The organism is Streptomyces sp. P3 (assembly GCF_003032475.1).
In the GTDB taxonomy this organism is placed as follows: Bacteria; Actinomycetota; Actinomycetes; order Streptomycetales; family Streptomycetaceae; genus Streptomyces.
In genome coordinates this window covers 558,081-581,738 of the sequence record NZ_CP028369.1, presented here as the reverse complement: position 1 = coordinate 581,738, position 23,658 = coordinate 558,081, and the positions used below count along the sequence as shown (strand labels likewise).

The following is a 23,658-nucleotide window of genomic DNA, read 5'->3' as shown; positions in this document are numbered from 1 at the left end:
CGGGAGCGGCAGGCTCAGCGGCCGGCTGGGCCGCTCACCGGAGGTGGGGGAGCACCTCCGAGCCCAGCCGCCGTACGTTCTCCTCGGTGGCCGCCAGGTCCCCGGAGCCCTCCACGAGCAGGGCGAAGCGCGAGATGCCCGTCCGCTCGCTGGTGGCCGCGAGGCGGTCGGCGCAGAGCCGCGGGGTGCCCACCGGGTGCAGCCCGCAGAGCAGTTCGGTGTACGCCACCGGGTCCCGCATGGAGCGGGGCCGGCCGTCCACCGTGACATGGGCGTCGAGCCCCTGCCTCAGCCAGCCCGGCATGGCCTTCACCAGGGTCTCGACCGCGTCCGTGCGCCGGTCCGCGATCTGGCAGACGCCCGCCGAGACATGCGCCGCGCCGCGGATCTCACCCTCGGAGCGCCCGGCCGCGCGGGCGAACCGCCGCCACTGGGCGACCATCTCGGCCTTCTCCTCGTCCCCGACGTGCATGCCGAGCAGCATCGGCAGGCCGCGTTCGGCGGCCAGCCGCACGCTCGCGGGGGAGGTGCATGCGACGACGACCTCCGGCCCCGCGGCCTCCGTCAGAGCCTCCGACGGCCGGGGCACGACGGGGACTTCACGGAAACGGAAGCGCGCGCCGTCAGCTCCCACCGACGGTTCACGCAGCCAGCGCACCAGCAGATCGAGTGATTCCGGGAACCCCTTCTCGTACGCCTCCAGACCGGAGCCGAACACCTCGAGGTCGACCCACGGCCCGCCGCGGCCGACGCCCAGCGAGAAGCGGCCGCCGCTGGTCAGGTGCAGCAGCGCCGCCTGTTCGCCGAGCGCGACGGGATGGACGGTGGGCAGCACGCTGACCGCCGTGCCCACCCTGATGCGGCGGGTGCGGCCCAGCAGCAGGGCGGCGAGTGTGACCGCCGACGGGCAGGTGCCGTACGGCACGAAGTGGTGCTCGGCCAGCCAGACCGACTCGAGCCCCGCCTCCTCGGCGACCTCGGCCGAGCGGACCGCGCGGTGCAGTGCCTCGCCCTGACCCTGGCCCGGGAACTGGGCCCCCAACACAAAACTTCCAACGCGCATGGACTTTCCTGCTTCCTTGGCTCCGACACGGAGCTCCCCCGCCCGGCATAACCGTCCGACACGTGCCGAGGACACGGCTTGGCGGAGAGATTTGCGGATTGTCTGCCGAATGCGACGTCCGGGAAGGGGCCTGCGGGTCCGCCGCCCCACGGGTGCCCGGGCTCGCGCCGCGTACGCTGGAGAACGGCCCTGCCCCCTGTATAGCTCCGTGAGGTGTCCTGTGTCGCCGCGTCGCAACCGACCCAAGGATGAGGGCTCGTCGGGCCGGAGCGCCGAGGACGACCGCGCGAGCCGCTACGGCGGCTGGGAGGCGGCGCAGGACTGGCGCGGCGAACAGTGGAGCGTACGGCATGTGGCCGGGGCGAGCGCCCAGGGCAAGACGTACCGGTGCCCCGGCTGCGACCAGTTGATCCCCGGCGGCGTCCCGCACGTGGTGGCCTGGCCGGAGCACGCGGGTGTCGACGACCGGCGCCACTGGCACAAGGCGTGCTGGAACGCACGGGACCGCCGCACCCCGGGGATGCAGCGGTCCCGTAACGCACCCAGGTTCTGAACCCGGGGCCGTTCTCGGCGTGGGGGCGCGGTGACTACACGTCCCGCTTCTCCAGCAGTGCGAAGGCGGCGCCCAGCACGACGGTGGTCGTGCCCAGCGCGATCCACAACGGGTCCCAGCCGCTGGGCCCGCTCTCGCTGAGCGAGGCCGCGTAGAAGACGCCGAGCTGGCTGGGGACCGAGTACTCGAAGAGGGCCTGGCGCACGCCCTCCAGCGAGGACGAGAACATGAAGATCGCGATGACCAGCGGGGCCAGCAGCAGACCGATCATGATGGTGATGGCGCCCGCCGAGTGCCGGATGATCGAGCCGACGGCCAGCGACACCAGCCCGAGCAGCGCCAGGTAGAGGGACACGCCCACGGTGGCCTTCAGCCACTCCTCGCCGCTCGGCTCGCGGGAGCCGGACAGCATCGCCACCTGGACCACGGCCACGAAGCCCGACGCCACGAGCGTCACCGTGAAGGCGACGACGAAGAACACGATCGCCTTCGCGGCGAGGACCCGGCCCCGGGAGGGGCAGGCGACCATGGTCGTGCGGATCATGCCGGTGCCGTACTCGGAGGCCGTGGTCAGCACGCCGAGCGTGATGACGCACATGCTGCCGAGGAGCAGTCCGAAGAAGCCGAACGGCAGCGCGGTGTCGCCCGCGAGGTCCTGCTCGGAGGCGTTCGCGGCGACGATCGCACCGGCGCCCAGCCCGATGCCCATGACGAGGAGCACGTACACGCCGAGCGTCCACATGGTGGAGCGCACCGACCGGATCTTGGTCCACTCCGAGGCGATGGCGTTGCCGAGATGGGTGCGCCTGACCGGGATCGGCGAGTTGTAGACGGGGCCGGCCGCGGCGTACGCGGCGCCGGGCGCCGTCTGCCAGGCGGGCGCGGCCTGCGGCGACGGGTGCTGCGGGGTGCTCATCGGGCGTCCTCGGACTCGGTCGGGGCGTCGGGGGCGGAAACGGGCGCGGGCGCCGGGGCGGCGGGCGCCTTGTCCAGCGAGGGAGCCGGCGCGGACGGCGCCGCGGGCGTGGGCGCCGGCGGCGCGGCCGGGGCCTGCGCGGGCGGCTGCGCGTACGGGTTGGCGACGTTCGGGCCGGGGGCCGGACCGGGTGCTGCCGGGGCGCCGTACGCCCCGTGGGCGGCCGCCGCGGGCGCCGGGGCCGGCTGCGCGGGCGCGTAGCCCTGCTGCTGCGGGGGAGGCGGGGCGTACCAGCCAGGCTGGCCCTGGCCCGGCACCGGCATCGGCGGCTGCGCCCCGGGCGGCAGCTGCTGCTGGAGGCCGGCCTTCTGGTCGATGGTCGACCGGTAGTCCACCGCGCCCTGCGTCATCCGCATGTACGCCTCCTCCAGGGAGGCCTGGTGCGGCGACAGCTCCCACAGACGGACGTCCGTGTCGTGGGCGATGTCGCTGATGCGGGGCAACGGCAGTCCGGTCACCCGCAGCGCGCCGTCCTGCTCGGGCAGGACGTGGCCGCCCGCCCCGGTGAGTGCCGAGGCCAGCTTCTCGCGCAGCTCCGGGTCGGTGTGCGGGGTGCGCACGCGCGCGAAGTCGGCGGAGTTGGCGGAGATGAAGTCCTTCACGCTCATGTCGGAGAGCAACTGCCCGCGCCCGATGACGATCAGGTGGTCGGCGGTCAGCGCCATCTCGCTCATCAGGTGGGAGGAGACGAACACCGTGCGGCCCTCGGCGGCCAGCGCCTTCATCAGGTTGCGCACCCAGAGGATGCCCTCCGGGTCGAGGCCGTTGACCGGCTCGTCGAAGAGCAGCACCTGGGGGTCGCCGAGCAGGGCCGCCGCGATGCCCAGCCGCTGGCCCATGCCCAGGGAGAAGCCCTTGGAGCGCTTTCGGGCCACGTCCTGGAGGCCGACCACGCCGAGCACCTCGTCGACCCGCCGGGCCGGGATGCCGGACAGCTGGGCCAGGCTCAGCAGGTGGTTGCGGGCGTGCCGGCCGCCGTGCACCGCCTTGGCGTCCAACAGGGCGCCCACCTGGCGGGCGGCGTTCGGCAGTCGCCGGTACGGGTAGCCGCCGATCGTCACCGACCCGGCGGTCGGGTTGTCGAGGCCCAGGATCATCCGCATGGTCGTGGACTTGCCCGAGCCGTTCGGCCCGAGGAAGCCGGTGACGGCGCCGGGGCGCACCTGGAAGGAAAGGTTGTACACAGCGGTCTTGTCGCCGTAGCGCTTGGTCAGGCCGACTGCTTCGATCATGCTCCGCACCCATCGAAAGGTTCAGGACTGCAGGGCATACGCCCCCGTAAGGGTTAGGAGACTATCGGGGCGCTGACGGTTCCGCTCAAAAGAAGGCAAAGCCCAAAGCGTTACGCATCGCGTCTCTTCAGCAGGAGGTAGCCGCCGGCGAGCGCCGCCGCCGTCCACAGCGCCATGATCGCGAACCCGCCCCAGGGCCCGTACGGCGTGTCGTCGTCGATCCGTGTGACCACCTGCATGACCCTGCTGCCCGCCTGGTCGGGCAGATACCGGCCGATCTTCTTCGTGGCGGAGACGTTGCCGAGGATGTTGGAGATCAGGAAGAAGAACGGCATCAGGATGCCGAGCGACAGCATCGGCGAACGCAGCATCGTGGCCACGCCCATCGAGAAGACGGCGATGAGCGTCATGTACAGACCACCGCCGATCACCGCCCGCAGGACGCCGCTGTCCTCGATCGACGCCCGGTGGGAGCCGAGCATCGCCTGCCCCAGGAAGAACGTGACGAAGCTGGTCACGAGCCCCACGACCAGCGAGAGCCCGGTCGCCACCGCGATCTTGCTGAACAGGAAGACGCCGCGCTGCGGCACCGCGGCCAGCGAGGTGCGGATCATGCCGGTGCTGTACTCGTTCGACACCACCAGCACCCCGAACACGATCATCGCGAGCTGACCGAGGGTCATCCCGGCGAAGCTGACGAAGGTGGGGTCGAAGGAGAGCCGGTCGTTGCGGCTCATGTTGTCGAACTCATGGCTCGACAGCGCCGAGATCAGCACGCCGAGCGCGACGGTGACCACCACGGCGAGGGACAGTGTCCACACCGTGGACGCCACCGACCGGATCTTGGTCCATTCGGACCGGATGACCTGGGTCGCCGCCATCGTCAGCTCCTCGTCCAGTCGTCGCCCCACCGCTGTTGGAGCTGTGGGGCGGAGGTGCCCGACGCGTCCGAAGGCCCGTCCATCGGCACGTCCGTGTGCGCGTGGTACTGGACCGACTCCGCGGTCAGCTGCATGAACGCCTCCTCCAGGGAGGCCTGCTGGGGGCTCAGCTCGTGCAGCACGATCTGGTGCCGCGCGGCCAGCTCACCGATGTGCTCGGGCTTGCCGTCGTCGACCTCCAGCGCCCCGCCCCCGGTCTCGACGACCACCGTCCCGGCGCCGTGCAGCACGTCGAGCAGCCGCTCCCGCTGCGGCGTGCGGATACGGACGTAACTGCGCGAGTTCTGCGCGATGAAGTCGGCCATGGAGGTGTCGGCGAGCAGCCGGCCCTGCCCGATCACGACGAGATGATCCGCGGTGAGCGCCATCTCGCTCATCAGGTGGGAGGAGACGAACACCGTCCGCCCCTGCGAGGCCAGCGATTTCATCAGCGTGCGGATCCAGTGGATGCCCTCGGGGTCGAGGCCGTTGACCGGCTCGTCGAACATCAGGATCCTGGGGTCCCCGAGGAGCGCGCCCGCGATGCCCAGCCGCTGGCCCATGCCCAGCGAGAACCCCTTGGCCTTCTTCCGTGCCACGGAGGTGAGCCCGACGGTGTCCAGCACCTCGTGCACCCGGCTCCGCGCGATGCCGTTGCTCTGCGCGAGGCACAGCAGATGGTTGAAGGCGCTGCGCCCGCCGTGCATGGCCTTCGCGTCCAGCAGGGCGCCGATGTAGGTGAGGGGGTCCCTGAGCCGGTCGTAGTGCTGCCCGTCGATGAGGACGTCCCCCGCGGTCGGCGGGTCGAGACCGAGCATCATCCGCATGGTGGTGGACTTCCCGGCGCCGTTGGGACCGAGGAAGCCCGTGACGATGCCCGGCCGCACGGTGAAGCTGAGATTGTTCACCGCCACCGTGTCGCCGTACCGCTTGGTCAGTCCCGACAGCTCGATCATGCGGCCACGCTAAAGCGCGACAAAGCCCCCTGCCACCGGAGTGGCAGAGGGCTTCGGCGATGTCCGTTCCCCGTACCTGCGGACGTTACCGGGACTGCTGTGCCGGGACCCCGCGCGAGATCGGCTCGTCGTCCGTGGACGGCGAACCGGCCGCGGCCACCGCGGCGCCGGTCAGCGTGGCGAGCATCTCGCGGACGTTCGTCAGCTGGGCGTTGATGCTGTCGCGACGGTTGGTGAGCGCCGCCAGCTCGCGCTCGGACTCGGAACGGATCCGGTCCGCCTTGGCGTTCGCGTCGGCCACGATGTCCTCGGCCTGGCGCTGCGCCGTCTCGACGGTCTGACGGGCCCGACGCTCGGCGTCGGTGCGCAGCTTCTCCGCCTCCAGACGCAGCTGCTCCGCGCGGTGCTCGATCTCCGCGAGACGCTTCTCCGCCTTCTGCTGCCGGGACGCCAGGTCGCGCTCCGACTGCTCGCGGCGCTTGGCCAGGTTGGTCTCGAAGTCGGCGGCGGCCTGCGCGGCCTTCGCGCGGGTCTCCTCGAAGAGGGCGTCCGCCTCCTCACGCTTCGACTGCGCGTCCTTCTGCGCCTCGGAACGCAGCTGCGACGCGTCGCTCTTGGCCTTCTCGACGATCCGGACGCCCTCGTCCTCCGCCTTGGACTTGCGCTCCGCGGCGAACGATTCCGCGTCGTTGCGCACCTGCTGGGCGGCCGACTCGGCGAGCTCCCGGTGCTGCTCGGCCGCGCGACGGGCCTCCTCGCGCAGGTCCTTGGCCTCTTCCTCGGCGAGGCGGAGGATCTTCTCGACACGCGCGCCGAGACCGGCGTACGACGGCTCGGCGTCGCTTACCTGGGCCTGGGCGTTCTGCGTCTCGAGGTGGAGCTCCTCGATGCGCTTTTCCAGAGCAGTGATACGAGCCAGAGCGCTGTCACGGTCGGAGACGAGCTTCGAGATGCGTTCGTCCACCTGAGCGCGGTCGTACCCACGCCGCACAAGCTCGAAGCCGTAGGGGGAAGTGTCGCTCATGGGGTTCCTGTCGAATGAGACCGGTGAGGTGATAGGTGGAATCCTAGGGGCCTGAGCGGTGTGTCATCGAGCGTATGCGTGTTTGATCTGGAGAATGACACCCCTTTTGGGTGGCTGAGCGGCGCACCCCTTGCCAATGGTCCGGTCAAAGACCCCAGACTTTAACCCAATCCACACATTCCGCTAGCCGTCCGAGGGCTTCCCACCCGATCGGGGAGCTCCGATGGCGGCGCCCGCCTTGACGCCCCCGTCCTTGCTCCCGGCCGGCGCCTCGAAGGACTCCAGCGCCTCCAGCACGTCCTGGACCCGGGAGATCTCCGCGTTGATGTCCTCACGCCGGCGCACCAGGACCTCCAGCTCCCGCTTGCCCTCCTCGACCGTGCGCCGCGCCTCGCGGATCGCCTCGGCCTTGAGCTCCTCGGCCTCCCGCACCAGCGCCGACTTCTTCTGCTCGGCCTCCTTGAGGAGCCCCTCCGCCTTCTTCACGGCGGCGATACGGACCTTGCCGGCCTCGGAGTTGGCGTCCGACACCAGCTCCCGCGCCTTCGCCTGCGCCTTCGCGAGCTGCTCCTCGGACGCCTTGATGAGCGCGTCGCAGCGGTCGCCGGTCGACTTCATCGTCTCGGCGGCCTCACGGCGGGCCCGCTCGTGCAGCGCCTCGATCTCGCTCGTGATGCGGTCGCGCAGCTCCTCGGCCCGCTCCCTTATGGCCGTCGCGTCGCGCCGGGCGCCGATGAGCAGTCCGTCCGCGTCCGTACGGGCCTTCTCCACCCGGGAGTTGCCCTTCACCGTCGCCTCGGAGACCAGCCGGTCGGCCTCGCTGCGGGCCGCGCCGACCATCGAGTCGGCCTGCGCCTCCGCGTCCGCGGTGGTCTTCTGCGCCTGCGTCTGCGCCTCGGCGAGCAGCTTGTCCGCCTCGGCCGCGGTCTCCGTGATGAGGGTGTCGACCTGCTCGGCCGCCTCGGAGCGCCGCTTGTTGGCCTCCTTGCGGGCCTCGTCCAGCGTCGAGTCGGCCTCCTCGCGGGCCACGCTCATCAGACGGTCGGCCTCCGCGGCCGCCTCCGCCTTGAAGCGCTCCGCCTCGGCCCGGACCCGCTCGGCGTGCTGCTGCGCGGACCCCACCGTCTCGGCGGCCTCGGCCCGCAGCCGCTCCGCGTCCCCCGACGCGTCCGAGATCAGCTTCTCCGCCTTGGCGACCGACTCGGCGCGCAGCCGCTCGGCCTCCGCGATCGTCTCCGACTGCAGCCGCTCGGCCTCGGCGATGGTCTCGGTCTGGAGCCGCTCCGCCTCGTTGCGGGCCTCGGTGATGAGGGTGTCGGCCTGCGTCGCCGCGTCCGAGCGGATGCGGTTGGCGTCGTCGCGGGCGTCGGCGCGGGTGCGCGACGCGTCCTGCTCGGCCTGGGCGATGGTGTCCGAGGACTCGGTGCGCACCCGCTGGGCGTGCGCGGACGCCTCCGAGCGCAGCCGCTCCGCCTCCGTGATCGCCTCGCCGACGGTCTGCTCGGCCAGCGCCTGCGCCGCCTGCGCCGCCTCGCTCGCCTCCCGCCGGACCCGGCCCGCGTCCTCGGCGGCCCGCTCCCGCTCGGCGTATGCGTCGGTGCGGACCCGGTCCGCCTCCTCCTCGGCCTCGCGCCGGACGCGGTCCGCCGCGTGCTCGGCGGCCGAGCGCAGCCCGGTGATCTCGTCCTGCGCCTGCTCGTGCAGCCCGGCCACGGAATCCCGCACCTGCTGCGCGTGCTGCTCGGCCGCCGACACCATCTCGGTGGCCCGCCGGTCGGCCTCCTCGACCAGCCGGACGGCCTCGGTCTGCGCCTCCTCCACGCGCTTGCGCGCCGAGGCCAGCAGTTCCTCGCTCTGCTCGCGGGCCCGCTCGCGCTCCTGGCCGGCCTCCTGGCGGGCGGAACCGAGCAGTTCCTCGGCCTCGCGTCGGCGCCGGACGGCCTCCTCCTGGGCGGCGGCCAGCGTCTCGGACGCCTCGTCGGCCAGTCGCTCGGCCGCGGCCTGCGCCTCCGCGCGCACCCGGTCGGCGGTGTCCTGTGCCTCCGTCTTGAGGCGCTCGGCCTCGGCGGCCGCGTCGGAACGCAGCCGGACGGCCACGGCCTCGCCCTCGGCGCGCGAGGCGGACGCGTCGGCGGCGGCCTCGTTGCGCAGCCGCTCCGCCTCCGCGTCGGCCTGCTGCTGAAGGCCGCGGATCCGCTCGGCGGCCTCGGAGCGCAGCCGCTCGGTCTCCTCCACTGCCTCGCGGCGGATGCGCGCGGCCTCCTCGCGGGCGTCGGTGAGCGCCTGCTCGGCGGAGGCCAGCCGGCCCTCCGTCTCCGTCTGCAGCCGGGTCAGCTCCTCGGCCGCCTCCGCCTGCCGGGCCTCTATGCCGCGCTCGGTCTCCTCGCGCAGTTCACGCGCGGCCTGCTCGGCGTTGGAGGTGATGGTCTCGGCGAGCTCCACCGCCTCCTCGCGGGAGCGCTCGGCCTCCGCGCGGGTGCGCTCCAGGGTCTCGGCGGCCTGCCGGCGCAGCGCGGTGGCGCGCTCGATGGCCTCGGTGCGCACCTTCTCGCTGTCCGCGGTGGCCTTCTGCCGCAACTCGTCCGCGTCGGCCTTCGCCTTGGACAGCAGCTCCTCGGCGGTCCTGGCCGCCTCCTCGATCTGCTGGACGGCCTCCTTGCGGGCCTCCGCGCGGATCTTCTCGCCCTCGGCGACGGCGTCGGCACGCAGCTGCTCGGCCTCGCCGCGCAGCCGGCGGGCCTCCTCCTGCAGCTCGACCGTCTTGGCGCGGTACTCCTTGGTGTCGTCCTTCGCCGAGCCCTTGAGCTGCTCGGCGATGTCGTGCGCCTCGGCGCGCAGCCGGTCCGCCTCGGTCTCCGCCTCACGGCGGATCCGCTCGGCCTCCTCGGCGGCGGCCCTGGTGGTGCGCTGGGCGTCCTCCTGGGCCTTGATGAGGACGTCCTCGGCGGTCTTCGCCGCCTTCGACAGCTGGGTGGCGCTCTCCTCGGCGGTGAGCGTGCGGGCCTTCTCGGAGGCCTCCGCGACGATCTTCTCGGCCTCGGCGCGGGCGTCGGCGACGAGCTGCTCGGCGTCCGCCTTGGTGGTCTCGGCCTCCTTGGTGGCCTCGCTGACCAGCCGGGCGACCTGTTCCTTCGCGGTGCGGGTGCGCTGCTCGTTGGCCGACTCGGCGCCCGAGAGCGTCTTGGACGCGGCCTCCTTGGCCTCGGCGAGCACCTTGTCGGCCTCGGCCTGCGCCTTGCGCAGCGCCTCCTCGGCCTCGGACATGCGCTGCTCGGCGGCGCGGCTGAGCTCGCCGGCCTGCCGGCGGGCGGCGTCGGACTCGGTGACGGTGGAGGTGCGCAGCTGCTCCGCGTGGTCGCTGGCCTCCTGGGCCTGCGTGGACGCGGCGTTCAGCAGCCGCTCGGCGTCGGTGCGGGCCCGCAGCAGCAGCTGCTCGGCCTCGGCGCGGGCCGACTCGGCGTCGGCCTGGAGCCGCTGCCGGGCCTCGGTCGCCACCCGTTCGGCCTCGGCGCGCGCGGCCGTCAGGGCCTGCTCGGCCTCGGCCCGCGACTCGTCGAGCAGCCGGCGGGCCTGCGCCTCGGTGCGGGCCCGCAGCTGCTCGGCCCAGGCCACGTTCTCGTTGACGTGCGACTCGACGTTCTGCCGGCGCTCGGCCAGCTCCTGGTCGAGCTGCTGGCGACGGGTGACGGCCTCCTGGTGCAGCTCCGCCTGGAGGCGGGCCGCCTGCTCGGCGTGCTCCTGGAGGATCCGCTGCGTCTGCGCCCGGGCCTGGCTCAGCTCCCGCTCGGCGTCCTGCCGCAGCTGGTCGGCCTGCATCTGCGCGTTGCGCAGCAACTGCTCGGCCTGGTATCCGAGGTCGCCGCCGTCGAAGGCGGGCCGGGACATGATGGTGCGCCGCGCCTCGTGCAACTTGGCGCGCAGCACCTCGACCTGGTAGCCGAGGTCCTCGGCATGCTGGATCGCCTTTTCCCGCTCGGTCTTCAGCCGCTTCATCTCGGCTTCGAACCGAGTCAGGTGGTCGACGTCAGCCGCCGGCTCCCGCTCCTGGCTCTCATAGCCCCGCACTGCGCGGTCCCATCCGTCCCTGGTCGCAAGCTTCCCGAACGAGCTCCGTCCATCCGCCGGACGGGGCCCCCGGGGAATGGTGTCAGATCAACGACGGAGCATGGGCTGCTGCCCCGACGCTCGTCCCCCGAAACCCGGACCCCGGCTGCGTCCCGCCGCTGACGGCAGGACCGGGTCGCCCCGGTGTGAGCGGCGACCGAGCCCAACCCTACCGGCCCATATGTACGGGGGTCAGTGCTCAGGTGACTCAACAGGGGCCGATGTGACCAGTTCTGTCAGAACTCCGTGGCAATCCTTCGGGTGCAGGAAGGTGATTCGTGACCCCATGGAGCCGCGTCGGGGCTCTTCGTACAGGACGCGTACGCCCTTGGAGCGGATGTCCGCGGCCTCGCCGTCCACGTCCGCCGTACCGAAGGCGATGTGGTGGACGCCCTCGCCGTTCTTGTCGAGCCACTTGGCGACGGTGGAGTCGGGGCGGGTCGGCTCCAGAAGCTGCAGGTAGGAGGCTCCGCCGTCGGAGGTCTCGTTGATCTTGAGCATGGCCTCGCGCACGCCCTGCTCCTCGTTGACCTCGGAGTGGAACACCTCGAAGCCGTATGTGGAACGGTAGAACTCGACGGTCGCGTCGAGGTCGTGGCAGGCGATCCCGATGTGGTCGATTCGCGTCAGCATGCTGCTAGTGCAGCGCGGCTGAGGTGGTTACGCAACGTGCGCGCGATCACACTGACGGCCCGATGACGGCACGGAGTGCCACTCAGTACATTCGAAGTAAACCCTCGTTCACTCCTCGGCCTGTGCAGGCCGGTAAGGGGAATCGCAGCTCATGACTGACTCGACTGGTTCCAACGGCACGACCTCGGTGATCGTCGCGGGCGCGCGTACGCCCATGGGACGGCTGCTGGGCTCCCTCAAGTCCTTCTCCGGAGCCGATCTCGGCGGCTTCGCGATCAAGGCCGCCCTCGACCGCGCGGGCATCGGCGGCGACCAGGTGCAGTACGTGATCATGGGCCAGGTGCTGCAGGCCGGGGCGGGGCAGATCCCGGCCCGTCAGGCCGCGGTCAAGGCCGGCATCCCGATGAACGTCCCGGCGCTCACGATCAACAAGGTGTGCCTCTCGGGCCTGGACGCGATCGCGCTCGCGGACCAGCTGATCCGCGCGGGTGAGTTCGACGTCGTGGTGGCCGGCGGCCAGGAGTCCATGACCAACGCCCCGCACCTGCTGCCGAAGTCGCGCGAGGGCTTCAAGTACGGTGCGATCGAGATGCTCGACGCGATGGCGCACGACGGTCTGACCGACGCCTTCGAGAACATCGCCATGGGCGCCTCCACCGAGAAGCACAACACCCGCCTCGGCATCGCCCGTCCGGAGCAGGACGAGATCGCCGCCCTGTCCCACCAGCGTGCGGCCGCCGCCCAGAAGAACGGCGTCTTCGAGGCAGAGATCACCCCGGTCGAGATCCCCCAGCGCAAGGGCGAGCCCGTCGTCTTCAGCAAGGACGAGGGCATCCGCGCCGACACGACCGCGGAGTCCCTCGGCAAGCTCCGCCCGGCGTTCGCCAAGGACGGCACGATCACCGCGGGCTCGTCGTCGCAGATCTCCGACGGCGCGGCGGCCGTGGTCGTGATGAGCAAGGCCAAGGCGCAGGAGCTCGGCCTGGAGTGGATCGCGGAGATCGGCGCCCACGGCAACGTGGCCGGGCCGGACAACTCGCTGCAGTCCCAGCCGTCCAACGCCATCGCGCACGCCCTGAAGAAGGAGGGCCTGCAGGTCTCCGACCTCGACCTCGTCGAGATCAACGAGGCCTTCGCGGCCGTCGCGGTCCAGTCAATGAAGGACCTCGGCGTGTCCACGGAAAAGGTGAACGTCAACGGTGGCGCCATCGCCCTGGGCCACCCGATCGGGATGTCCGGCGCCCGGCTGGTGCTGCACCTGGCCCTGGAGCTCAAGCGGCGCGGCGGCGGGGTCGGCGCGGCGGCGCTGTGCGGCGGCGGCGGGCAGGGCGACGCGCTGATCGTGCGGGTGCCCAAGGGCTGAGTCGCGTCGCGCGATGTCACTCGCTGAACGCAACTGAACGGATCTGAACGGAGCTGTGATGCAGGACGTCTCCTCGCTGGTCGCCCAGGCCAGGGAAGGCCGCCCCCGGGCGGTGGCCCGGCTGATCTCCCTCGTGGAGGGGGCGTCCCCGCAGCTCAGGGAGGTCATGGCGGCCCTGGCGCCGCTCACCGGCAACGCGTACGTGGTCGGACTGACCGGGTCGCCGGGCGTGGGCAAGTCCACCTCGACCTCCGCGCTGGTCACCGCCTATCGCAGGCAGGGCAGGCGGGTCGGCGTACTGGCCGTCGACCCGTCGTCCCCGTTCTCCGGGGGCGCGCTGCTCGGCGACCGGGTCCGGATGTCCGACCACGCCTCCGACCCCGGTGTCTACATCCGCTCCATGGCCACCCGCGGCCACCTCGGCGGACTCGCCTGGTCGGCCCCGCAGGCGATCCGCGTGCTGGACGCCGCGGGCTGCGACGTGATCCTGGTCGAGACGGTCGGCGTAGGCCAGTCGGAGGTCGAGATCGCCTCCCAGGCGGACACCAGCGTGGTCCTGCTGGCCCCGGGAATGGGCGACGGCATCCAGGCGGCCAAGGCGGGCATCCTGGAGATCGGCGACGTCTACGTCGTCAACAAGGCCGACCGGGACGGCGCCGACGCCACCGCACGCGAACTGAACCACATGCTCGGCCTCGGCGAGGCCCGCGGCCCCGGGGACTGGCGGCCGCCGATCGTCAAGACCGTGGCCGCGCGCGCCGAGGGCGTCGACGAGGTCGTCGAGGCGCTGGAGAAGCACCGGGCGTGGATGGAGGAGCACGGCGTCCTCGCCGAGCGCCGGCGCGCCCGTGCCGCCCGCGAGGTGGAGACGATCGCCGTCACGGCCCTGCGTGAACGCATCGGCGACCTCCACGGGGACCGCCGGCTGAGCAGCCTGGCGGACCGCATCGTCACCGGCGAGCTCGACCCCTACCGGGCCGCCGACGAACTCGTGGCGGGGCTGACGGAGGGCTGAGCCGGGCCGAGGGCACGCCGGGGAAAACGGCGTGCGGGTCGCGCACGGGCGCTGGTACGTTCGTTCTCGTGTTTCTCCTCTTGGCATAGGGACCGCCCAGGTCCGTGATCGGTGAGCGGCAGCAGGCCGCACCGGTCGCGGCGATCCGGCGTCCCCTTTCCCGCCCTGCCTCGAGTCGAGGAACCTCCTCATGTCCGCTTCACCCTCCCCGCGGCCTTCGTATGCCGTCGTCCTGCGGCTCCCGCACGCCCGCCGCACCTTCGCCGCCGCCCTGACCGGCCGGTTGTCCTACGCGGTCGTCCCGCTGTCCGTGATGCTCGCCGTGACCCGGTCCACGGGCTCGTACGCGGTGGCCGGCGCCGTGATGGCGCTGTTCGGGGCCACCGCCGTCTTCCTGTCGCCCGCGCGGGCGGCCCTCGTCGACCGCCACGGTCCACGCCGGGCGCTCGTGCCGATGACGGCCGGGCACACCGTGCTGCTCGGCCTGCTGGCCGCGGCCGTCTCCCGGCCGGACCCCGCCCCCGCACCGGCGCTCGGCGCCCTCGCCGCGGCCGCCGGGGCCTGTGTGCCGCCGCTGGGGCCGACCATGCGGGCCGTCTGGACGCGGCTCGCACCCGACCGGGCCCTGCTCCAGCGCGCCTACAGCCTCGACGGCGTCGCCGAGGAACTGCTGTTCGTGACCGGGCCGCTGCTGGTCGGCGTCCTGGTCGGCTTCGCACCGCCGGCCGCCGGGATCGTGGCCGGCGCGGCCCTGATGGCCGTGGGCACCGCCGGGTTCCTGTCGTCCCCCGCGCTGCGGGCGGCGCCCGTGGGCGCCGGCGCCGTGCGGCGGGGCGGTGGTGGGCTGCGCGGCCTCGGACGGCCCGTGACCGCCGTCGTCGGCGTGGGGCTGGCGCTGGGCGTGGTCGACCTGCTGGTCGTGGCGTTCGCGGAACGGCACGGACACGGCTCCGGCGGGGCGGCCGTGGCCTGGGTGCTGGCGGCGCTGTCGGCCGGCAGCGCGGTCGGCGGGCTGCTCAACGGCGCCGTCTCCTGGCGGACTCCGGCCCCGGCCCGGCTGCCGTGGCTCACGGCGGGCCTCGGCCTGACGCTGTGCGGCGCGGCCCTCGCACCGGGGCTCGGCGTCCTGGCCGCGGCCGTCGCGGTCGCCGGGTTCTTCGTGTCGCCGGCGCTCACCACGGCCTACCTCATCGCCGACGAGGTCGCCGGCCCGCGGGCCCGGGTGCGGGCGGGGGCGTGGATCAACACGGCCGTCAACGCGGGCTGCACGGCCGGCACGGCGGTCGCCGGGGCGCTGGCGGTGCGGCTGCCGGTGGGGGCGTGCTTCGCGCTGACCGCGGCGACGGTGCTCGCCACGTCGGCACTCGTCGCGGGCGCGGTGCGGCGGGACACGCCGAGGAAGGACACGCCGAGGAAGGGCGCTGGGCGGAAGGACGCGGGGCGGAACGACACGCCCGGGAAGGGCACGCCGGAGAGGGACACGAGCGAACTCGCGCCCCTCGTCTGAGACCGCCCGAGACGCCTGCGGGCGGGTCGGTTCCGGCGGGTGGGCCGTCGAGGTCCTGCGTGACCTTGCCGGTACGCGCGTACACCAGCCACTCGCCGCCCCGGGCGGTGTCCACGCTCCGCAGGAGTCCCGCTTCGACGACGGCTCCGCGAACGTCGACGGCCGGACGGCCGGCCACCGGTTCGCCGCCCTGCGGGTCCAGGACCCAGGCAAGGGTCCGTTGACCGTGCACACCGGCGCCCCGCAGCCCGTCGAACGCGGCGCCTTGCGCACCGCCCTGACGGTCGTGGCGGTCGGCTTCCCGCCGCTGCCGGCAGTCGTCGCCGATCGCCAGGGACGTGGCGGCGCGGCACAAGGGCACGCTCACGGTCGGTGAGACGCCGGCAGGCGGGGCCCTGTTCGAGCTCCGCCTGCCGGCCGTCACCGCGTAGGGGGTGCTACGACCGTCCCCGCCGCCCGCGGAGGTTCTCCGCGACGGGCTTCAGGGCCTTGGAGAGTTCCGCCAGGGCCTCGGGGGAGAGGAGGTCGATGAAGTGTCGCCGCACGGAGTCCACATGGTGCGGCGCGACCTTCTGCATGGTCTCCATGCCGTGGTCGGTCAGGACCGCGTACAGGCCGCGGCGGTCGGACTCGCAGTTCTCCCGTCGTACCAGATCGGCGTTCTCCATACGGGTGATCTGGTGCGAGAGCCGGCTCTTGGACTGGAGGGTGGCGGAGGCGAGGTCGCTCATGCGCATCCGGACGCCCTCCGACTCGGAGAGGTTCACCAGGATCTCGTAGTCGTTCATGGTCAGTCCGAACGGCTGAAGATCCTTCTCGAGCTGGTACGTCAACAGCCTGTTGACCTCCAGATGGGTGCGCCAGGCGCACTGCTCCGCTTGGGTCAGCCAGCGCGTGGCCGTTTCGGTCTCCATAAATGAAGTCTACCTAAAATGTTGAAAGGCGAACTAGTACGGGTGGTGTGACGGTGCGCACGCGTTCGATGTCACACTCCGCAGACTACCGCTCACAGCCCGAAGCGACGCTGGAGGTCCCCCAGCTGTCCGGGAAGGCGCGGTGTGCCGGACGGCGTGCCGTGGCCCCCGTGCCCACCTGGGACGCCGCCCGCGCCGGGCACTCCGGGCTCGTGCGGAACCGCTCCCGTGGCCTGCTCGGCCATGAGGGTCTCGGTCGACTGCAGCAGCACCGTCCCGGCGCCGACGAACTCGAACTGGTGCTCCTCCCCCGAGGCGCCGCCGAGGCCCGTCAGTGCACGTAGACCGCCCATCACGCCGGTCATGTACCCGTGGTCGTAGTGATGGCACGGGGAGGGGCAGTCGGCCCAGCCGACGAGGGCCTGAGGGTCCACCCGGAGCGGGGGTTCCATGAACACCACCGGACCGTTGGACGCGGCCACGAACTTTCCGGTTCCGATGAGGGTGAGAAATCCCGGCACGATCGACTGCTTGAGCGACAGACTTGGCTGAAAAGCAAGCAGATTGCCCGAGCGAATGGTCAGGTTGCCGTTCTCGAGGTCGTAGGAGTTCACGTCGAAGGCCCGGTCGGCGAGGAGCATCTTGCCCGAGCCTTCCGCCACGACCCAGTCGCTCGCGTGCAGAGGCGAATGGAAGGAAGTGCGCACCAGACGGTCCAGCCGGCCGTGTCCGACGCCGTTGAAGTCGATCGACCCGTAGTAGGCGATCATCTTCCCCTTCTGCAGGAACCACTGGCTCCCCTTGAGTTCCACGCAGAAGGTGTAGCTGTTCACGTTGTCGTCGACCGGCAGGGTCATGGGGTCGTGCACCGTCGGGCCGCCGCCCGGTGCCCCGTACATGCTCACAGCTTCTCCTCCGACGCCTGGACGAACACCGCACCGCTGCCGCTCAGCTCGAGCTGGAAGCCCTCGCCGGAACCGCGGCCCACCATGTCCCGCCAGCCGAGCGCCGTCGAGAGCTTGTTGCGGACGTCGCCGTGGTGGGCGACGTAGGCCTGCGGGTCGACGTGGACCGGGCGCTGCGGGGTGATCGGGACCTCGAACACCCCGCCGTGGGCCATCACGGCGACGGCCCCGTGGCCCTTGAGGGTGGTGGTGAAGAGCCCCTGTCCGCTGATCTGCCCGCGGACCATGCCCATGACGCCGCCCTGCGAGCCCAGGAACATCGTGCCCTGCTGAAGGGTGCCCTCGAAGGCGAGCAGGCGGTCCGCCTCGACGCACAGCGTGTCGCCGCTGAGCCGGATGACCTGGACATGGTGCCCGCCGTGCCCGAAGAGGACCGTGCCGCTGCCCTCGACGGTCATCAGCGGCGTGTCCTCGTTGGCGAGCCGCCGCCCGATCATGGACATCACCCCGCCCTGTCCACCCTGGACGTTCGGGGTGAAGGACACCTCGCCGCGGTAGGCCAGCATGGCCCCGCGCTGGCTGAAGAGCCGGGCGCCGGGGACGACGGTCGCCTCGATCATCTTGGAGTTGATCTCACGGAAGGTCATCTCACACGTCCCCCGCGATCGTGTTGCGCTCGCTCGGCTGGACGTACACCAGGCCGTCCCCCTCGAAGCGGATCTGGAAGGCCTCGCCGCCGCCTTCGCCCAGGAAGGTGCGGAACGTCACCCCCGACTGGAAGGACTGCCGGACGTTTCCCTGGTGCGCGACATAGGCGCCGGGGTCGACGGTGAGCGGGTACTGCGGGCTGACGCGCAGCACCACGGCCGGCCCGTCCGACGTGATCGCCGCCTGGCCGGTGCCCTCGACGGTCGTCGTGAACAGCCCGTTGCCCTGGGTCGCGCCGCGCACCCCGGTGAAGCTGGTGCCCGTCCGCAGGCCTGCGTCGGTCGCGAGCAGATTGCTCGACTCGACGAACAGCTTGTCGCCCCTGAGCTGCACGAGGTTGATCTCGCTCGCCCGGTCGGCGAACCAGCAGGTGCCCTGCCCCCTCACCTCCATCACGGTCATCTGCTCGCCGGTGAGCCGCCGGGTCACCATGCCCCGGATGCCCTCACCGCCGCCGCTGAGCTTCTTGAAGGCCATCTGCCCGTCGTACGCGACCATCGAGCCGTTCTTCGCCTTCACGGCGTCCCCGGTCATGTCGACGGCCAGCACCTTGCTGCCTTGGAGTCGAAACATCGCCACGGGGCGAAGGTATCGGCCGGACGGGTGCGCCGAACAGCACCCGGAGGTGGAGCAAGACCCTGAACGCACCCTTAGGGGGACCGTTTGTCACAATGGACGAACGCTTGTGCGTGCATTCACAAACCTCCTGCCCATCGCCGCACCCCACCCGAAGGTGACCCGTGGACCTGAAGACCGCCTCCGCCCTCCGCCGCCTGCGCCTGGTCTCCGCCCCGGAGGCCGTGTCGTTCCTCCTGCTGCTGGTCTGCTCGGTGCTGAAGCGGACCACCGACTTCGACGCCGTGCGAGTGATGGGCTGGGTCCATGCCGGATTCTTCGTCCTGTACCTGCTCTTCTGGGCCGACGCCTGGAACCGCACGAAGTGGTCCCCGAAGACCGCGGCCCTCTACTTCGTCCTCGCGGTCCTGCCGACCGGCGGGTTCTTCGCCGAGCGCCGGCTGCGCCGCGAGTCGCAGGACGCGGTCATCGCCTCCCGCGCCCGCAGGGAAGGCGTGGTGAACGCATGATCGTCGCCTTCTCCGTCACCCCCCTGGGCGTCGGCGAGGACGTCGGCGAGTACGTCGCCGACGCCGTTCGGGTGGTCCGCGAGTCCGGCCTCCCGAACCGCACCGACGCCATGTTCACCTCCGTCGAGGGCGAGTGGGACGAGGTGATGGACGTCGTCCGGCGGGCCGTCGCCGCCGTCGAGGCGCGCGCCCCGCGCGTCTCCCTCGTCCTGAAGGCGGACATCCGCCCCGGTGTGACGGACGGGCTCACCTCGAAAGTGGCGACCGTGGAGCGGCACCTCGCGCCGTGACCGTCCGGGACGCCCGTCCGGTCCGTCCTCCGCACGGGCGCGGATCGGCGGGGCTCCGGCCTCCGCCGCATGACTAATGTCTCCCGGGTCGATCGTGTTCCGCGCGTCGGCGCGGCGTCGAAGGGGAGTGTGCGGTGGCAGGGCGGCGAGGGCCGGGCCGTCCCGGCAGGGCGATCACGGCGCTCCTCCTGGCTGCGACGCTGGCGGCGGTCTGCGTGGGCCAGGCGCCCCGAACGCCCGCCTGCCCGCTCGCCCGGGGCGAGCTCACCGTCGACGACCTGCCCGCCGGCTCCTCCGTGCGCGACTGCCCCGTGGTCGGACGCGTGGTCACCCACGACGGCGCGGGCCTGGCGGTGCCGGAGCCCGGCACGACGGTCGGCGTCGACTCCCTCACCGCGGACGGGTCGGCGCACGGCTTCACCCTGACGGTCACCGCCGACGGCACGGTCTCCTACGCCTACGAGGCCAGCGCCGAGGCCGTCCGGGGCAGCCGCGCCGACGCCCCCGCGCCCTGCGCCGACCCCGCCTACGCCACCGCGGGCCGCAAGGAGTACGGCACGTACGAGTGGTTCCTCGGCGACGGCCGGCTGCCGGGCGGGATCTCCCGCGCCCAGGCCCGCCGGGCCTTCGAGGAGGCCGTCGCCACCATCACCGCCAGCCGCAACGACTGCGGTCTCGACGACCGGGTCGCCGCGCGGGCCCGCTATCTGTCGACCACCTCCAGCAGGGCCGACATCGACCGGGAGACGCGCTGCATGCGCCCCGACGGCCTGAGCGTCTGGGACACGGGCGACCTCGGCGGCGACTCCGTCGCCACCGCCTGCTCCTGGAGCCGCCCGGCGCCCGGCGGGGGACCCGAGGAACTGCTCGAGGCCGACGTCCGCTTCAACACCCACGACTACGCGTTCACCGACGGCCCGTCCGGCGCCTGCACCCGCGCCTACGACCTCCGCAGTGTCGCCACGCACGAGGCCGGGCACGTCTTCGGCCTCGCCCACGCCGGGGCCGGACACGAGAACCTCACCATGTTCGCGAGCTCGTTCGCCTGCTCCACGAGCGCCCGCACCCTGGGCAGGGGCGACGTCCTCGGCCTGCGCAGCCTCTACTGAGCGTCGCCCGACACCAGCGCGATGCCCAGCGGGGTCCGCTCGTAGAGCACCTGGTGGCCGTAGCGGCGGGAGACCAGCAGCCCGGCCTCGCGCAACACGCCCAGGTGCGCGGAGACCGACGACGGGGCCAGACCGAGGCGGTGCGCCAGGGCCGACGTGCTCGCCGGTTCGTCGAGCGCGCCGAGCACGGCGGCCCGCCCCCGGCCCAGCAGCCGCACGAGCGCGTCGGGGAGGCGCTGCGCGCGGTCGGCGGGGTCGCTCCACAGCCCCGCGATGCCCCGCGCCGGGTAGACCAGCGTGGGCTGCCAGGGCGGGTCGAAGCCGCTCACCACGTCCGGCCACGAGAACACGCTCGGCATCAGCACCAGCCCCTGGCCGCCGAGATGCCGTTCGTGCTCGCCGTTCGAGGCGACGGTCAGCGTGCCGGCCCGCCAGCCGCACCGCCGGTTGATCTCCGGCAGCAACCCGCCCAGGCCCACCTCGGCCAGCCGGCGCGAGTGGAAGACGACGTCCGCCTCCAACAGGGCGCGCAGCCGGGGCCAGTCCGGCGCGAGCAGCGTGCGCCAGATCTCCTCCAGCACGTCGGACAGCTCCCGGATCATCCGCTCCGGATCCGTCAGCCAGGCCCGCCCCTGCGGCGAGTCCAGTGCGCCGGGGGTGTCCGCCAGCGAGCGGGCGGTGTCCTCGCGGGCGGCGCGCGGGTCCGCGGCCCGGACGGCGGCGATCTCCTCCTCGAACCCGGCCGCGGGGCCCAGCGGCGGCGGGCACAGCCAGTCGGGGGAGTGGCCCCGGCGCGGCATGACCAGCCACAGGCCGGTCAGGTCGAGCGCCCCGGCCGCCGTGCGGATCCGGCGCAGCCAGGGCGTGTGGTAGCCGTGCCGGTCGGGCCGCTTGAGCGTGCGCGCGGCCTCCTGCGTCTCCCACAGCGGGGACACGGCGAACCGGCAGCGCAGGAAGTCCTCCTCCCCGAAGTGCAGACGCGAGGACACGCATCCCTCCCCTCACCCGCCCGGCGAACATTCGGCCCAGGCCGAAACTCTAGGACGCGCGCCCGCGTCCGCGCACGCTGCCCTGCATGTCAGACGTCACGACGGCCGCCGCCGAGGCCCCGCCCACCGGATATCTCCGGGTCTTCGCCGTCCGCGAGTTCCGGGCCGTCTTCGCCGCCCACCTGCTGTCCATGCTCGGCGTCATCGTCGCCGAGATCGCGCTCTCCGTCCTGGTCTACGACCTGACGGGCTCACCCCTGCTGAGCGCCCTGGCCTGGGCCGTCGGCTTCCTGCCCTACGTCGTCGGCGGCACCCTGCTCGCCGGCGTCGCCGACCGCTTCCCGGCCCGGCGCGTCCTCGTCGGCTGCGACCTGGTGTGCGCGGCCTGCGTGCTCCTCATGACGGCGCCGGCCGCGCACCTCGCCGTCCTGCTCGCCCTGCGCTGCTGCCTCGCCGTGGTCTCGCCGGTCTTCGCCGGCACCCGTATGGCGACCCTCGCCGACATCCTCGGCGAAGGCGACCTGTTCGTCCTCGGCCGCTCCCTGCTGCGCATCACCGCGCAGAGCGCCCTGCTCGTCGGCTTCGGGCTCGGCGGCGTGCTGCTCACGGTCGCCTCGCCGCGCCAGGCCCTCCTCCTCACCGTCGCCACCTTCCTCGCCTCGGCCGCGCTGCTGCGCCTCGGCACCCGCAGCCGCCCGGCCCGGGCACGGACCGGCCGGGCGCTGGTCGCCGACTCCCTCAAGGGCGCCCGGCAGGTCCTCGCCGACCGGCGTACCCGGGCGCTGCTGCTGCTCTTCTGGGTGCCGCCGATGTTCGCCGTAGCCCCCGAGGCGCTGTCCGCGCCGTACGCCGACGACCTCGGCGCCGGCTCCATGGGCCTCGGCCTGCTGATGTGCGCGCTGCCGGTCGGCACGGTCGCCGGCGAACTGTACGCCGGGGCCCGGCTGCGCCCCGCCGCCCGCGAACGGATCGCCCTCCCGCTGGTCTGCGTCACCCTGCTGCCCTACCTCGGCTACGCCTTCCACCCCGGCCTCGTCGTCTCGCTGCTCCTGCTGGTCGTCGCCGGGGCCGGGTCGGCGTACACCCTCGGCCTCGACCAGTGGATCGTCCGGGACGTGCCGCAGGAGCTGCGCGGGCGGGCCATGACGCTGCTCACCGCCGGGCTGATGACCTGCCAGGGCGTCGGCATGGCGCTGGCGGGGGCCGCCGCCGAGCTGGCGGGGGTGGCGTGGACCGTCACGGGGGCGGGTGTGCTGGGGACGCTGGCCTGCGTCCTCACGGCCCGGGAGGTCCGCGCGACCGAAACGCGAGACGGGGCTGACCACGATGTGACCGGCCGGTAAGGTCTGGAAGCGTGCCGAAACCGCTCAGTCTCGCCTTCGATCCCATCGCCCGCGCCGACGAGCTCTGGAAGCAGCGCTGGGGGAACGTGCCGTCCATGGCCGCGATCACCTCGATCATGCGCGCGCACCAGATCCTGCTCGCCGAGGTGGACGCGGTGGTCAAGCCCTACGGCCTGACGTTCGCGCGTTACGAGGCGCTGGTGCTGCTCACCTTCTCCAAGGAGGGCGAGCTGACCATGTCGAAGATCGGTGAGCGGCTCCAGGTGCACCCCACCTCGGTGACGAACACCGTGGACCGGCTGGTGAGGTCGGGTCTGGTGGACAAGCGCCCCAACCCCAACGACGGCCGTGGCACGCTCGCCGTGATCACCGGCAAGGGCCGCGAGGTCGTCGAGGCGGCCACCCGCGACCTGATGGCGATGGACTTCGGGCTCGGGGTGTACGACGCGGAGGAGTGCGGGGAGATCTTCGCGATGCTGCGGCCCCTGCGGGTCGCCGCGCACGACTTCGAAGAGGACTGAACCGGCGCCCCCGCGACGCCTTCGGCCGGGAGCGGACCGCCACGCGCCGGGAGCGACGACCCGGGGCAAGATCTCCCGGAACGGGTCGTTACGCTCGTCGGCATGAAGAAGAGCGTGCTGACCCGCTACCGCGTCCTGGCCTATGTCACCGGTGTGCTGCTGGTCCTGCTGTGCCTGGGCGTCATCGCCAAGTACATCCTGGACGTCGACGGGGCAGCGGACTTCACCCGCGTCGTCGGATTCGCGCACGGCTGGCTCTACGTCCTCTACCTGGTCTTCGCCTTCGACCTGGGCTCCAAGGCGAAGTGGCCGGTCGGCAAGCTGCTGTGGGTGCTGCTGGCCGGGACCGTCCCGACGGCCGCCTTCTTCGTGGAGCGCAGGATCAGCCGTGAGCTGGTCCCGGCGTCCGCGTTCGAGGACGCGGCGATCATCAAGGCGTAGCTCTCCT

General features: G+C 72.5%; 23 protein-coding genes. 10 read left to right on the top strand and 13 right to left on the bottom strand.

Going from position 1 to position 23,658, the window contains the following annotated elements; genetic code table 11:
- Positions 1 to 34: 34 nt before the first annotated feature.
- The gene (locus C6376_RS02355; protein ID WP_107441878.1) at positions 35 to 1,063 is read right to left on the bottom strand and encodes an LLM class flavin-dependent oxidoreductase; all 1,029 of its coding nucleotides are present in this window, start codon (positions 1,061 to 1,063) and stop codon (positions 35 to 37) included.
- 220 nt (positions 1,064 to 1,283) lie between these two features.
- On the opposite strand from C6376_RS02355, the gene C6376_RS02350 reads away from it, so the two are divergent.
- A complete protein-coding gene (locus C6376_RS02350; protein ID WP_107441877.1) occupies positions 1,284 to 1,616 on the top strand; it encodes an ATP/GTP-binding protein in 333 nt (110 codons plus the stop codon).
- Positions 1,617 to 1,650: 34 nt separating this feature from the next.
- Here the strand turns inward: C6376_RS02350 and C6376_RS02345 are convergent, their stop codons facing one another.
- From C6376_RS02345 to mce, 7 genes are all read right to left on the bottom strand, one after another.
- Positions 1,651 to 2,532 carry an ABC transporter permease gene (locus C6376_RS02345; RefSeq protein WP_107441876.1) on the bottom strand — a complete coding sequence of 294 codons (882 nt, stop codon included), beginning with the start codon at positions 2,530 to 2,532 and terminating at the stop codon, positions 1,651 to 1,653.
- Positions 2,529 to 3,824 (bottom strand): ABC transporter ATP-binding protein, encoded by a 1,296-nt coding sequence (locus tag C6376_RS02340; RefSeq protein WP_107441875.1) that lies wholly within the window; start codon positions 3,822 to 3,824, stop codon positions 2,529 to 2,531. The genes C6376_RS02345 and C6376_RS02340 overlap by 4 nt, the downstream gene beginning before the upstream one ends.
- Before the next feature lie 110 nt (positions 3,825 to 3,934).
- Positions 3,935 to 4,705, bottom strand: a complete 771-nt coding sequence (locus C6376_RS02335) for an ABC transporter permease (protein WP_107441874.1) — start codon at positions 4,703 to 4,705, stop codon at positions 3,935 to 3,937.
- 2 nt (positions 4,706 to 4,707) lie between these two features.
- On the bottom strand, positions 4,708 to 5,700 hold the full coding sequence (locus C6376_RS02330) for an ATP-binding cassette domain-containing protein (RefSeq protein ID WP_107441873.1): 993 nt from the start codon (positions 5,698 to 5,700) through the stop codon (positions 4,708 to 4,710).
- A gap of 85 nt (positions 5,701 to 5,785) precedes the next feature.
- Positions 5,786 to 6,724, bottom strand: a complete 939-nt coding sequence (locus tag C6376_RS02325; protein ID WP_107441872.1) for a cellulose-binding protein — start codon at positions 6,722 to 6,724, stop codon at positions 5,786 to 5,788.
- A gap of 183 nt (positions 6,725 to 6,907) precedes the next feature.
- Positions 6,908 to 10,789 (bottom strand): polarized growth protein Scy, encoded by a 3,882-nt coding sequence (gene scy / locus C6376_RS02320; protein ID WP_107441871.1) that lies wholly within the window; start codon positions 10,787 to 10,789, stop codon positions 6,908 to 6,910.
- Between the two features lie 231 nt (positions 10,790 to 11,020).
- Positions 11,021 to 11,461 carry a methylmalonyl-CoA epimerase gene (gene mce, locus C6376_RS02315; protein WP_107441870.1) on the bottom strand — a complete coding sequence of 147 codons (441 nt, stop codon included), beginning with the start codon at positions 11,459 to 11,461 and terminating at the stop codon, positions 11,021 to 11,023.
- Positions 11,462 to 11,612: 151 nt separating this feature from the next.
- Between mce and C6376_RS02310 the strand changes: the two genes are divergently transcribed.
- The 3 genes from C6376_RS02310 (at position 11,613) to C6376_RS02300 (ending at position 15,346) form a co-directional block, all read left to right on the top strand.
- On the top strand, positions 11,613 to 12,824 hold the full coding sequence (locus C6376_RS02310; RefSeq protein WP_107441869.1) for an acetyl-CoA C-acetyltransferase: 1,212 nt from the start codon (positions 11,613 to 11,615) through the stop codon (positions 12,822 to 12,824).
- A gap of 58 nt (positions 12,825 to 12,882) precedes the next feature.
- Positions 12,883 to 13,839 (top strand): methylmalonyl Co-A mutase-associated GTPase MeaB, encoded by a 957-nt coding sequence (gene meaB / locus C6376_RS02305; RefSeq protein WP_107441868.1) that lies wholly within the window; start codon positions 12,883 to 12,885, stop codon positions 13,837 to 13,839.
- A 190-nt stretch (positions 13,840 to 14,029) separates the two neighbouring features.
- On the top strand, positions 14,030 to 15,346 hold the full coding sequence (locus C6376_RS02300) for an MFS transporter (RefSeq protein ID WP_107441867.1): 1,317 nt from the start codon (positions 14,030 to 14,032) through the stop codon (positions 15,344 to 15,346).
- A 437-nt stretch (positions 15,347 to 15,783) separates the two neighbouring features.
- Here C6376_RS02300 and C6376_RS02295 read toward each other — a convergent pair whose 3' ends face one another.
- The 4 genes from C6376_RS02295 to C6376_RS02280 all read right to left on the bottom strand — a co-directional run bounded on the left by C6376_RS02295 (position 15,784) and on the right by C6376_RS02280 (position 18,446).
- Complete coding sequence (locus tag C6376_RS02295) at positions 15,784 to 16,260, bottom strand: MarR family winged helix-turn-helix transcriptional regulator (protein WP_107441866.1); 477 nt, start codon at positions 16,258 to 16,260, stop codon at positions 15,784 to 15,786.
- 92 nt (positions 16,261 to 16,352) lie between these two features.
- Positions 16,353 to 17,159, bottom strand: coding sequence for an AIM24 family protein (locus tag C6376_RS02290; RefSeq protein WP_173985851.1), 807 nt, complete (start codon positions 17,157 to 17,159; stop codon positions 16,353 to 16,355).
- A gap of 2 nt (positions 17,160 to 17,161) precedes the next feature.
- Positions 17,162 to 17,812, bottom strand: a complete 651-nt coding sequence (locus tag C6376_RS02285) for an AIM24 family protein (protein ID WP_107441864.1) — start codon at positions 17,810 to 17,812, stop codon at positions 17,162 to 17,164.
- A 1-nt stretch (position 17,813) separates the two neighbouring features.
- Positions 17,814 to 18,446 (bottom strand): AIM24 family protein, encoded by a 633-nt coding sequence (locus tag C6376_RS02280; protein ID WP_057584720.1) that lies wholly within the window; start codon positions 18,444 to 18,446, stop codon positions 17,814 to 17,816.
- Positions 18,447 to 18,613: 167 nt separating this feature from the next.
- Here C6376_RS02280 and C6376_RS02275 point away from each other — a divergent pair, with 167 nt between their 5' ends.
- The 3 genes from C6376_RS02275 to C6376_RS02265 all read left to right on the top strand — a co-directional run bounded on the left by C6376_RS02275 (position 18,614) and on the right by C6376_RS02265 (position 20,357).
- Positions 18,614 to 18,958: a DUF3817 domain-containing protein gene (locus tag C6376_RS02275; protein ID WP_107441863.1), complete on the top strand. Its 345-nt coding sequence runs from the start codon at positions 18,614 to 18,616 to the stop codon at positions 18,956 to 18,958.
- The gene (locus C6376_RS02270) at positions 18,955 to 19,248 is read left to right on the top strand and encodes an MTH1187 family thiamine-binding protein (protein WP_107441862.1); all 294 of its coding nucleotides are present in this window, start codon (positions 18,955 to 18,957) and stop codon (positions 19,246 to 19,248) included. Before C6376_RS02275 ends, C6376_RS02270 begins: the two co-directional genes overlap by 4 nt.
- Before the next feature lie 134 nt (positions 19,249 to 19,382).
- Entirely contained in the window at positions 19,383 to 20,357 is a 975-nt protein-coding gene (locus C6376_RS02265) for a matrixin family metalloprotease (RefSeq protein WP_107441861.1), read from the top strand.
- On the opposite strand, the gene C6376_RS02260 is transcribed toward C6376_RS02265, so the two are convergent.
- Positions 20,351 to 21,346: a DUF5937 family protein gene (locus C6376_RS02260; RefSeq protein ID WP_107441860.1), complete on the bottom strand. Its 996-nt coding sequence runs from the start codon at positions 21,344 to 21,346 to the stop codon at positions 20,351 to 20,353. The genes C6376_RS02265 and C6376_RS02260 overlap by 7 nt on opposite strands.
- Positions 21,347 to 21,432: 86 nt before the next feature.
- On the opposite strand from C6376_RS02260, the gene C6376_RS02255 reads away from it, so the two are divergent.
- The 3 genes from C6376_RS02255 to C6376_RS02245 all read left to right on the top strand — a co-directional run bounded on the left by C6376_RS02255 (position 21,433) and on the right by C6376_RS02245 (position 23,651).
- Positions 21,433 to 22,689 carry an MFS transporter gene (locus tag C6376_RS02255; RefSeq protein ID WP_107441859.1) on the top strand — a complete coding sequence of 419 codons (1,257 nt, stop codon included), beginning with the start codon at positions 21,433 to 21,435 and terminating at the stop codon, positions 22,687 to 22,689.
- An 11-nt stretch (positions 22,690 to 22,700) separates the two neighbouring features.
- Positions 22,701 to 23,210: a MarR family winged helix-turn-helix transcriptional regulator gene (locus C6376_RS02250; protein ID WP_107441858.1), complete on the top strand. Its 510-nt coding sequence runs from the start codon at positions 22,701 to 22,703 to the stop codon at positions 23,208 to 23,210.
- Positions 23,211 to 23,312: 102 nt separating this feature from the next.
- Positions 23,313 to 23,651 carry a DUF3817 domain-containing protein gene (locus C6376_RS02245; protein ID WP_107441857.1) on the top strand — a complete coding sequence of 113 codons (339 nt, stop codon included), beginning with the start codon at positions 23,313 to 23,315 and terminating at the stop codon, positions 23,649 to 23,651.
- Positions 23,652 to 23,658 lie beyond the last annotated feature (7 nt).